The sequence below is a fragment of the Psychrobium sp. 1_MG-2023 genome (assembly GCF_030689115.1).
In the GTDB taxonomy this organism is placed as follows: Bacteria; Pseudomonadota; Gammaproteobacteria; order Enterobacterales; family Psychrobiaceae; genus Psychrobium.
In genome coordinates, this window is the sequence record NZ_JAUYVJ010000002.1 from 210,788 (window position 1) to 221,314 (window position 10,527).

Genomic DNA, 10,527 nt, shown 5'->3' on the forward strand with positions numbered 1-10,527 from the left:
GGCTATTTTATAGAAATAGCAGACAATAAGCCATCTTTAGATTGTAAGTAGAGGCGGTTATCATTAACAATAGGTGTCGCGATGTGACCACTATCATCAATTTCTTCTTGTGCAACAAACTCACCTGTTTCTTCTGACAATAAATGTAAGTAGCCTTCAAAATCGACAACGGCAATGTAGCTATCAAATACTGCTGGTGCGGTAATCTCACGGTTTTCTAAACCCATTTGGCTCCACAACTCTAAGCCTGAACGACGATCAACAGCAAATACATGCCCTTTAGCCGTTGTAAGATAAAGATTAAAACCGCTAATAGTCATTGCTTGGAACGACGAGTAAGCACGTTTCCAATTCACTTTACCGCTACGAACGTCAATAGCAGCAAGATTACCATTATAGCCAACGGCATACATTGTTGCGCCAAGAATCATGGGAGTAGAGTCAATATCTATAATACTAGATAGCTCATTGCCACCCTCTTTTGTAGTAACAACAGACTCCCATACAGCACGGCCATCTTCGATTAAGACACCACTGACTTTACCATTAGGTAAACCAAAGAAAGCTGCTCCTTGATTCTCGATAATGCCCGATGTTCCACGTAGAGTAAGTGCTGGAACATCTTGATGATAGGTCCATACCGCCGTGCCGCTTTCGATATCATAAGCAACGACTTTACCGTTTGCCATGACCGTAATCACTTTATTATCAGCAAGTAATGGCTTAGAAAGAATTTCACCATCGGTTTGAATTTTCCAGACTAATTTACCCGTTTCTTGTTCTAACAGATAAAGCATTCCACTTTCAGCACCGATAGCAATCTTATCGTAACCTGTGACAATGCCGCCAGAAAGTTGAGCGGTAACACCCGAGCTAATTAAACCAGAACCCTCATGCAGTTCAGCTTGCCATAACTCCTTACCTGACTCGATATCAAAAGCAGAAACATAGCCAAATCGATCAGCAGAGAACACCTTACCATAAGCAACAGCAGGCTCTAGATTTGAAAAGTAATCACCAGTACCATCACCAACACTTCTTTCCCAATCAATAGCTAGTTCAACTTGGCTATTAATAATAGGCAATGGGGCTATTTTTATCTCATCGTCGTTTGAAGAACAACCCGATAAAATACCTGAAGCTAAAACACCAGCACCTAGTAACTTAGACCATTTAGTCATCATCACTCCTTAAACAGCTGGGGTTAAGTCGTTAAGTTTCATTTGAAGCTCAGCAGCCGCTTGGGCACCAGCAGCATCAACAGCAGCTTGATAAGCGGCTCTAGCCTTGCCTAAATCACCTTTAGCGACAAGAGCATCACCGATCAATTCATTTTTCTGAACATCAAAAGCACTGTCTTTAATCGTATTGAGGGTTGTTACCGCCTGATCATATTGTTGTAGTTCAAGTTCGATGCGTGCTAAACGCGTTACAGCAATGTTCTTAACAGCAGGTTCAACACTACTATCGATAATCTCTTTTAAGACCGCAGAAGCTTTATCAAACTCTTTCTTTTCAACTAATGATTTAACCATTAACAATTGTGTCAGTTGGCTATATTGAGTTCCAGAATGCTCTGCAACAAACTTTTCGCCTTCAGCTACAATCTCTGTCGAGTCAGAGACTTTAGAAAAACTTAATGAGTTCTCTGCAATAGTATCTAATTTAGCCTGCTGGTAGTAATTCCACCCGTATATACCACCTAAACCTACTAACGCACCAATAACTAATGCTGGGCCATTTTCTTTTAAAAATCGTTTAATTGCTTCTTCTTGTTGTTCTTCGCTGCTGTAAATTTCCACAGTCTACTCCTTATAATTGTTCTAATAATGTCGATAAATCAGACATTGACATCGTCAGCTGTGGTTTATCTTCACGTAAAAATTTAACACTAACTTGCTGATTCTCTAGCTCGTCATCACCGAAAATTAGCACGATCTTAGCACCGCTTTGATCGGCTTTTTTCATTTGTTTTTTAAAGTTACCGCCAGCGTTGTGCTTCATGACACGTAAACCGCTATGCTGCTGACGTAACTGTTCACTAATAAGCATTGATTGACTCTGTGCATTGTCACCCATAGCACAAACATAAACATCAACAGCAGAGGGTACGTTATCAACTAGTTCAAGAGCTTCTAGCATGAGCACTAAACGCTCAATTCCCATCGCAAAACCAACAGCAGGTGTCGCTTTACCACCTAACTGCTGTACTAAACCATCATAACGGCCACCTGCTAGCACTGTACCTTGCGCTCCTAGACTATCTGTAACCCACTCAAAAACAGTACGGTTGTAATAATCTAGACCTCGTACTAAACGTTCATTAACTTGGTATTCGATACCAGCTAGGCTTAACAGTTCACATAATTTTGAAAAATGTGCTTTAGTTTCTTCGCCCAAGTGTTCAGAAAGCTTCGGTGCATCAACTAAAATCGCCTGCACTTGAGGGTTTTTAGAGTCTAAAACGCGCAATGGGTTAGAGTACATACGACGCAATGAGTCTTCATCAAGCGCTTCTTTGTGCTGTTCTAGGTAAGCAATCAGGGCATCGCGATAACTGGCACGTTCATCATTATCCCCTAAAGTATTTAACTCTAAGCGAACATGCTGTGCCATACCTAACTTTTTCCAAAGATGTGCAGACATTAATAAAACTTCAGCATCCGCCTGCGCATCAGCGATACCATAAACTTCGACACCGAATTGATGAAATTGACGGTAGCGCCCTTTTTGAGGACGTTCATGACGAAACATCGGGCCCATATACCATAAACGTTGCTCTTGGTTATACAATAACCCATGCTGGTTACCAGCACGGACACAACATGCAGTACCCTCAGGGCGCAAGGTTAAACTATCACCATTACGATCATCAAACGTATACATTTCTTTTTCAACAATATCAGTAACTTCACCAATCGAGCGTTTAAATAAGTCGGTACTTTCAACGATTGGAGTTCTGATTTCACTATAACCATAAGCAGCAACAGTATCCCTGATCGCTTGCTCGGCTAGTTGCCATAATGGAGTTTGCTGCGGAAGACAGTCGTTCATACCACGGATGGCTTGGATAAATTTTGCCACGATTTTACCTATTAACTTGTATGGGTCTCGGCGCTGAACATTAATTAATATTCAACGCCCAATGAGAATTTGTAAGCATTATGCTAAATTACGCCGCCTGATGCTACCGTAATTACAATCTATTGAGTTATAGTTCTTTTACATCTAATTTATTTTGTTCAGCTGCTAGCTTTGCACGAATTTTAGCTTCAAGTGAATCAACAAGATCAGTGTTTTTTAAACGCTCTTTCTGACGAACACCGTCTTGATAGAAACCACTCATTTTATTACCGCCTGCTAAACCGATATCTGATACTAATGCTTCACCAGGGCCATTAACCACACAGCCGATAATTGACACATCCATTGGCTTCACAACATCTTCTAACCTGTTTTCAAGTTCATTCACGGTAGCAATCACATCAAACTCTTGACGAGAACAACTTGGGCAAGCAATAAAGTTGATACCTCGGCTGCGGATACGTAGTGATTTTAAAATATCAAAGCCAACTTTAATTTCTTCCACTGGATCAGCGGCTAACGAAACACGAAGGGTATCACCAATCCCGTCATTTAAAAGCATGCCTAAACCAACAGCAGATTTTACTGCACCCGCTCTGAACGCTCCTGCTTCAGTTATACCCAGATGTAATGGCTGAACAATCTGCTTTGCAAGCAAGCGGTATGATTCAACGGCAAGATGCACATCAGACGCTTTAACAGACACTTTAAACTGGTCGAAGTTCAAACGGTCAAGGATATCAACGTGACGCATCGCAGATTCAAGTAAGGCCTCGGCCGTTGGCTCACCATACTTTTCTTGAATATCGCGTTCCAAAGAGCCGCCATTGACGCCAATTCGAATCGGAATGTTTTTGTCTCTAGCACAATCAACAACGGAACGAATTCGCTCTTCACGGCCAATATTACCAGGATTAATTCGCAAACAATCAGCGCCGTACTCGGCCACTTTGAGTGCAATACGGTAATCAAAGTGAATATCCGCAACAAGAGGAATCGAGGTTTGCTCTTTAATGACTTTAAATGCTTCAGCATCATTCATTGTAGGAACAGAGACTCGAACAATATCAGCACCGGCGGCTTCAATACGTTTAATTTGAGCAACAGTTGCTTCCACGTCACTGGTCAACGTATTAGTCATTGACTGAACTGCGATAGGTGCGCCATCACCAACGGGTACATTACCAACCATAATACGGGTAGATTGTCGTCTTACTATTGGGGATTGAGAATGCATATTAGTCTTCCAATGGCACGCTAAATCGTGCAGTTTTATCTTTAATAAAAGGGGTTATATCAAGTTGTTTACCTTGATAAGTGATAGTAACCGCATGAGGTGCGCCCAATTCAACAGCAAAGGGTGGGACGCCAGTTAAGATAACTGAACTACCGCGACGTTTCATACCTTGCGCCAGCACCGCATTGCTTGCATCGACGATCTTAACCCAACAGTCTTCTGAAAATTCAAATCGTGTATCAATGGTATTCGACTGTTGACCCAAGTTTGAGTCTATTGCAAGAGGTTCAAACGATTGATTATTGTTTTGTGGTAATAATACATTACCATCGTTCTCTAATGCTAGTTGAACTGGAGCTTCTGGCGGAATATCTAAAGTCGCGGTGTCTTGCTGCCACCATAACCAAATTACAACACAGCTCAACACAAGAATGATAAAAAAAGTTAACAAATTCAGGTAACTGTTATGCGCTAGAGCCTGCTGTCGTTGAGAGAATGATTGCATCTTCTTTACCGAAGGCTTCCCTTGGTATTGCTCAGCATATAACTCTAAGATCTCATTAACATTAAGGTTAACAAACCGAGCGTAGTTCTTTACATAGCCTTTAGTAAACAACGTGCCAATACTAGGATCGATAGTATCGCTTTCTATTGAAGCAACCATCGTTTCTGATACACATAATTGTTCAGAGAGATCCTTAGTAGAATACCCCATTGATTCGCGTGCTAAACGAAGCTGTTGACCAAGAGGAATGCTTTCTTCGTCAGTGCTGTGTTCAACGTCTTCATCTGGAAACGAACTCATAGTAACCCTTTATTTAAATAGGTCTTTGCTTCCTTAGACTCTGGATAGTTTCTAATTAATATACTACCCAATTTCTTCGCCATCGCTGAATTATTCTTCTTGTGCTCTAATTGAACTGAAAGCCATAAGCTTTGCGGGGTTTGCGCGTAAATACCACGATAACTTCTTAGCTGCTGCTGTGCTTGGTTAAAGTTACCCAGTTCAATCTCAGCCTTGGCTAAACCTAATAAAGAACGCACTCGCAATGATTCGTACTTTAATACTGCGGAAAGGTGCTTTTGAGCTCGAGCCCAGTTCTGGTCTCTAAGGGCACATAATCCGGCATTTTCATAACTATTAGCCATCTGTGCGGTTGCATTAGACTCAATCGCAATCACAAACTGCTTCTCAGCTTGCTCATAGCGGGCCAAATCACATAGAAATGCACCGTAGTTATTACGAGTATTAGAATTATCAGGAAAGGCATCTAGCGCTTCACGGTAGGCTTGGTCTGCTTTATCGACCTCACCAACCGTTTGAAAATAGTAAGCATAGCTAGATTGAACACCATCAATATTAGGGTTGATAGCAGCAGCACGATCCAAATTTAATTTTGCTTGGGCCGTTTTATTGTTTCTTAAATATTCTAACGCTAGCTTTAAGCGAGCCATAGCTGCCTCGCGAGTATTGATAACACGCTCAGTAACTTCATTGTCACCTGTTGTTACATACTGCTGGGTAACACAACCGGACACTAAAAACAGCGTACAAATTAGACCGACTATCTTTGAGGAAGCATTACCACTTTTTATTTTCATCATATCCATTGCATTTTTTTAAAAAACTGACTTAACGAACCATTGTGACTGAAATTCCTTCACCTTGCATCTGCTTTTTAGCGGTTCGTTTAGTTCTATCAACAACATCACCAACTAATTGGCCACAAGCGGCATCGATATCATCGCCACGAGTTTTACGGACAGTCACAGTGAAGCCGTACTCCATTAATACTTTGTTAAAGCGGTCGATGCGTGAATTACTTGAGCGACCATAAGGCGAACCAGGGTAAGGATTAAATGGGATCAAATTAATTTTTGCAGGGGTATCTTTTAATACTTGCGCTAACTCGTGAGCTTGATCCGTTGAGTCATTCACATGATCCAGCATCACGTATTCAATTGTCACCTTGCCACGGTTTGCATTTGACTTATCGATGTAACGCTTAACACCGGCTAAAAAGTCTTTAATTGGGTATTTGCGATTCACAGGAACAATTTCATCACGCAGCTCATCATTAGGTGCGTGCAATGAGATTGCCAAAGCAACATCGATTTGGTCACCTAACATATCAAGCGCAGGAACAACACCTGATGTCGATAATGTCACACGGCGCTTTGATAAACCGTAACCATTGTCGTCAAGCATTAAACGCATGGCTGGTACGACATTTTTTAGATTTAACAACGGCTCACCCATGCCCATCATTACCACATTAGTAATCGGACGCTCGCCAGTGTCACCTTTGACCCCAACAACCTCTGCTGCTCGCCAAACTTGACCGATAATCTCGCCAACCGATAAGTTACGGTTGAAGCCTTGTTGCGCTGTTGAGCAGAACGTACATTCGAGTGCACAACCAACTTGCGACGATACACATAAAGTCGCTCGGTCGCCATCAGGAATATAAACCGTTTCAACTTCTTGCCCACCTTCAAGGAGCATTGACCATTTAATGGTACCATCCGATGAACGCTGTTCCGTGTTGACCACCGGAGCTTTAATTTCACATAAACGGTTTAGTTTTTCACGCAACTTTTTATTAAGGTTGTTCATCTGATCAAAGTCAGTTACACCAAAGTGATAAATCCACTTCATTAATTGATCAGCGCGAAACGGCTTTTCACCAATTTCACTAAAATATTCTCTTAGGGCTTTGCGATCAAGGTTTAATAAGTTTGTTTTTTGATTAGACATGCTAACTCTCACTTTGTTGCTAAACGGTCGTTGAGTGACTGTTTTTACGTTTAATGACGACTCGGCTTTGCCATTTTATATAATCATTAAACGTAAAAACGGGGGTAAAAACCCCCGATTTTTTTATAAACTAAGTTAATCAATTATTTATTGTTAACTTAGTTTACTAACACAATTCGAATTAACGAGTGCGTGGGCAAATTTCTTCGTCAGAGAAGAAGTATGCGATTTCACGAGCAGCTGACTCAAGAGCGTCAGAACCGTGAACTGCATTCTCATCGATGCTGTCAGCGTAATCAGCACGTAAAGTACCAGCTAATGCTTCAGCTGGGTTAGTAGCACCCATGATTTCACGGTTTTTAAGAACAGCGTTTTCGCCTTCTAAAACTTGAACCATAACAGGACCAGAAGTCATGAACGCAACTAAAGCGCCAAAGAATGGACGCTCGCTATGTTCAGCATAGAAGCCTTCAGCTTTCTCTTGAGAAAGGTGAACCATTTTAGAAGCAACAATCTTAAGACCAGCTGATTCAAAACGATTGTAGATTGCACCAATGTGGTTTTTAGCAACTGCATCAGGTTTTACGATAGAAAAAGTACGTTCGATAGCCATTATAAGCTCTCCATAAAGAAATCATTGAAAAATTTCGCGCATTATACGAGATATTTCACTTAAGTACCAACAAAGCTTTACGACAAAAGCATAATTGTGACAGACCTTAAACTACTGCGCAAAAAAACAACCACTTAAAATTCAGCGAAAATTCAGGAATAAAAGGTTCAAATAAAGAAAAAGGAGCGCCACATGAAATACATCTTTATCCTAGTTTGTTACCTAATTAGCCTTTCAACTCTTGCTGCAACCGAGCTTAAGCAAAGCTCTCCAATGGCAAAAGCAAATGCTAGTTTAAAAAGAAGCCATAACGATCATCAAGATTTCTGGCTATATGCACTCAAAAGTACAACAGCAATTGATGAAGACTCTGATAGGTATATGCAGCAGCTTTCATTAACAATGGATTTTGATAGTCACTTCATTTCTGTCGGCGTTTACGCGAAAATTTGGGCTACGGACTCATACAACGATGAAGTGCTTCTCGCTACGTCCGATGTTTTTACATTACGTGAAGACTCTAACCTCGATACTCAACAGCTCGTTATGACCGTTGATAACCATTTAGCTTCGGATGATTACCAAGTAACCATTGTCTTGCATGATGCAATTACTCATCGCTCATTAATCACGGCTAGTTACGATGACTATTTTCAATTAGCGGACCTTCCATTAGAGGGTCACCACTACGATCACTATCAAAGCTTTTATATCTATGATCAATCCATCAATTTAACAAATGATGATGATAGCGATTCATTTTATACTGATTTTGAAGTCGCACTTGATGTCGATACAACTCAACCTCAACTATGGTTAACAGCACAGGTAATGGTAGATGGTGTTGAGCACTTTCAAACACGCCCATTTTTAATCAAAGGCGAGTCAACCGCAGACACTCAATATATCTCAATGAGCCTAGAGGATCATAGTCATGAACGTTATCGCACTGTTGAAGTTCGAGTTAGCGAGGCAAACTCTTCTAGCCACAAACACAGAGTTAGTGCGATCTTTACTGACGTCAACCTAGAGTCAACACAATCAGATCAATATCACTCTCATACTTCAACGTCGCATCATGGAGGTGCAACGATTTTATTTCCCCTAATCGTATTTTTTAGCATATTATTAAAAGTACTATTGAAGTTAAATCAACGAAAACGAATGCTCAATCAGTAAACATATTTACAATGTATAAATATATGCTAACTTGATGAATAATTGAAAAATAATAATTCTATCGAACAAGGGAATAAACAATGGATGACATCTTAACAGTTGAACAAACAGCAGAGTTTTTAGGCATTACAGACGTACGGGTAAAACGACTTGTTCGTGAAAGTTTATTAAATAACGTAAGCGATGATGCTGAAAACCCTCAATTTAAAGCCGATGAAGTGAAACGATATAAAGAATTAGCAGATCGCATTGGTGGGATATAACCTGAATAAACCGCCCTCCTCCCTACCATAGATAATAGTAGTTAAAGCTATTACTATGGTCGGTTTTACCTCTTTACTACGTTGAATTTCCCCTACAATACATTTAGAGCTAATTCCAAAGCGCAATCCCCTAAGCATATAATTTAATAGTACTAGTCAGCCAAAATAGAACATTGGTTGCCAAATCACTTAAGCTAAGTAGGGGTAGTGTTAACTACTAGGTATCGAACTATTTATCTCAAGGTTTATCAGGCCTTGAAGATAAACCTCGTCTTGGAAGGAAAGCCCAACTACCACCTCAACAAACTAAACAGCTCGCCAGCTATATTGAGCATCAAGCAAAATCAGACGTTGGTGGTCGATTAACTGGCCACGACATTAAAGACTATATATCAACTCATTTTGGCGTCGATTACCACCTCAATCACGTATACAAGCGACTTTAAAAGATAGGCTTCAGTTGGATCACAAGTCGTTCAAAACACCCAAAACAATCACAAAAGCGCAAGACGAGTTTAAAAAAATTGAACATACAATGATCCAAACGATCCCTGGTACAGTGTCTTTGTCACAAGTGGATATTTGGTTTCAAGATGAGGGTCGTTTTGGTCAACAAAACACAACATCAAGAATTTGGGTAAAAACGGGGACTCGCCCAAGAGCTGTCCAACAACAGCAGTTTGAGTATGCCTATATGTATGGAGCTGTCTGCCCAGCGACAGGCGAAACAGAAGCGATCATTACACCGTTAGTTTCTAAAGAAATGATGATCCAACACTTATCGCAGATATCAGAAAAAACAGAAGCTGGCCGATATGCCGTCCTCATTATGGATGGTGCAGGCTGGCACACTGATGATATTGCTTTTGAGTTTGATAACCTCTCAATCATCAAACTCCCTCCCTATTCCCCCGAGTTAAATCCGATAGAACAAGTCTGGCAGTGGCTACGCCAACATCATTTAGCGAATCGTTGCTTTAAGAATTATGAAGACATCGTAGAGCAATGCACTCAAGCTTGGTTCAGTTTTATAAAATACAAAGAGACAGTTAAACCTTATGCTCTAGAGACTGAGCAACTTTTAATGCGGATTGGTATAAGTTGGGGAAAACCCACGCGGTCACGTTAATGACAACGCACACCTTTAACAGGATTGCACTGTGCAGTCCCTTGGACTAGGTTCAAGGAAACAAGCTGTGCCTATGTTGATCCGCGAGCGATGATCGTTGCCTCGGCGCTAAATCGTTTCACTACACAGTGATGAGGCTTATCGTCACGCGAAAATAACTAAACATCAGAAAACAAAAAAGCCGCTGCATTTCTGCAGCGGCTTTCTCTAAATAGGTGTCTAGCAATGTCCTACTCTCACATGGGGAAACCCCACACTACCATC

Annotated in this window: 11 protein-coding genes and 1 pseudogene; 4 read left to right on the forward strand and 8 right to left on the reverse strand. The window is 40.8% G+C overall.

Annotated features, from left to right (window positions below; genetic code table 11):
- Positions 1–2: 2 nt before the first annotated feature.
- The 8 genes from bamB to ndk all read right to left on the reverse strand — a co-directional run bounded on the left by bamB (position 3) and on the right by ndk (position 7,692).
- A complete protein-coding gene (gene bamB / locus Q8W26_RS01990; RefSeq protein WP_305472049.1) occupies positions 3–1,181 on the reverse strand; it encodes an outer membrane protein assembly factor BamB in 1,179 nt (392 codons plus the stop codon).
- 9 nt (positions 1,182–1,190) lie between these two features.
- On the reverse strand, positions 1,191–1,802 hold the full coding sequence (locus tag Q8W26_RS01995) for a tetratricopeptide repeat protein (RefSeq protein ID WP_101212970.1): 612 nt from the start codon (positions 1,800–1,802) through the stop codon (positions 1,191–1,193).
- A gap of 10 nt (positions 1,803–1,812) precedes the next feature.
- Positions 1,813–3,084 carry a histidine--tRNA ligase gene (gene hisS / locus Q8W26_RS02000; RefSeq protein ID WP_101212969.1) on the reverse strand — a complete coding sequence of 424 codons (1,272 nt, stop codon included), beginning with the start codon at positions 3,082–3,084 and terminating at the stop codon, positions 1,813–1,815.
- Between the two features lie 127 nt (positions 3,085–3,211).
- Positions 3,212–4,321 carry a flavodoxin-dependent (E)-4-hydroxy-3-methylbut-2-enyl-diphosphate synthase gene (ispG, locus tag Q8W26_RS02005; protein ID WP_101212968.1) on the reverse strand — a complete coding sequence of 370 codons (1,110 nt, stop codon included), beginning with the start codon at positions 4,319–4,321 and terminating at the stop codon, positions 3,212–3,214.
- Between the two features lies 1 nt (position 4,322).
- Complete coding sequence (locus Q8W26_RS02010; protein ID WP_101212967.1) at positions 4,323–5,126, reverse strand: RodZ domain-containing protein; 804 nt, start codon at positions 5,124–5,126, stop codon at positions 4,323–4,325.
- Entirely contained in the window at positions 5,123–5,926 is an 804-nt protein-coding gene (pilW, locus tag Q8W26_RS02015; protein WP_305472053.1) for a type IV pilus biogenesis/stability protein PilW, read from the reverse strand. Before pilW ends, Q8W26_RS02010 begins: the two co-directional genes overlap by 4 nt.
- A 28-nt stretch (positions 5,927–5,954) precedes the next feature.
- The gene (locus Q8W26_RS02020; protein WP_101212965.1) at positions 5,955–7,079 is read right to left on the reverse strand and encodes a bifunctional tRNA (adenosine(37)-C2)-methyltransferase TrmG/ribosomal RNA large subunit methyltransferase RlmN; all 1,125 of its coding nucleotides are present in this window, start codon (positions 7,077–7,079) and stop codon (positions 5,955–5,957) included.
- Between the two features lie 181 nt (positions 7,080–7,260).
- Entirely contained in the window at positions 7,261–7,692 is a 432-nt protein-coding gene (gene ndk, locus Q8W26_RS02025) for a nucleoside-diphosphate kinase (RefSeq protein ID WP_101212964.1), read from the reverse strand.
- A 192-nt stretch (positions 7,693–7,884) separates the two neighbouring features.
- On the opposite strand from ndk, the gene Q8W26_RS02030 reads away from it, so the two are divergent.
- The 4 genes and pseudogenes from Q8W26_RS02030 to Q8W26_RS02040 all read left to right on the forward strand — a co-directional run bounded on the left by Q8W26_RS02030 (position 7,885) and on the right by Q8W26_RS02040 (position 10,263).
- Positions 7,885–8,871 carry a choice-of-anchor H family protein gene (locus Q8W26_RS02030; protein ID WP_101212963.1) on the forward strand — a complete coding sequence of 329 codons (987 nt, stop codon included), beginning with the start codon at positions 7,885–7,887 and terminating at the stop codon, positions 8,869–8,871.
- A gap of 80 nt (positions 8,872–8,951) precedes the next feature.
- On the forward strand, positions 8,952–9,134 hold the full coding sequence (locus Q8W26_RS02035; protein WP_101212962.1) for a helix-turn-helix domain-containing protein: 183 nt from the start codon (positions 8,952–8,954) through the stop codon (positions 9,132–9,134).
- Positions 9,135–9,373: 239 nt separating this feature from the next.
- Positions 9,374–9,580, forward strand: a pseudogene (locus Q8W26_RS17880) (helix-turn-helix domain-containing protein); the annotation flags it as partial.
- 14 nt (positions 9,581–9,594) lie between these two features.
- Positions 9,595–10,263: an IS630 family transposase gene (locus tag Q8W26_RS02040; RefSeq protein WP_305472058.1), complete on the forward strand. Its 669-nt coding sequence runs from the start codon at positions 9,595–9,597 to the stop codon at positions 10,261–10,263.
- Positions 10,264–10,527 lie beyond the last annotated feature (264 nt).

Excerpts from the sequence above, each read along its gene's own strand:
- pilW (WP_305472053.1), bottom strand. The coding sequence starts at position 5,926 with ATGATGAAAATAAAAAGTGGTAATGCTTCCTCAAAGATAGTCGGTCTA.
- Q8W26_RS02030 (WP_101212963.1), top strand. The coding sequence starts at position 7,885 with ATGAAATACATCTTTATCCTAGTTTGTTACCTAATTAGCCTTTCAACT.
- ispG (WP_101212968.1), bottom strand. The coding sequence starts at position 4,321 with ATGCATTCTCAATCCCCAATAGTAAGACGACAATCTACCCGTATTATG.
- bamB (WP_305472049.1), bottom strand. The coding sequence starts at position 1,181 with ATGACTAAATGGTCTAAGTTACTAGGTGCTGGTGTTTTAGCTTCAGGT.
- Q8W26_RS02010 (WP_101212967.1), bottom strand. The coding sequence starts at position 5,126 with ATGAGTTCGTTTCCAGATGAAGACGTTGAACACAGCACTGACGAAGAA.
- ndk (WP_101212964.1), bottom strand. The coding sequence starts at position 7,692 with ATGGCTATCGAACGTACTTTTTCTATCGTAAAACCTGATGCAGTTGCT.
- Q8W26_RS02035 (WP_101212962.1), top strand. The coding sequence starts at position 8,952 with ATGGATGACATCTTAACAGTTGAACAAACAGCAGAGTTTTTAGGCATT.
- Q8W26_RS02020 (WP_101212965.1), bottom strand. The coding sequence starts at position 7,079 with ATGTCTAATCAAAAAACAAACTTATTAAACCTTGATCGCAAAGCCCTA.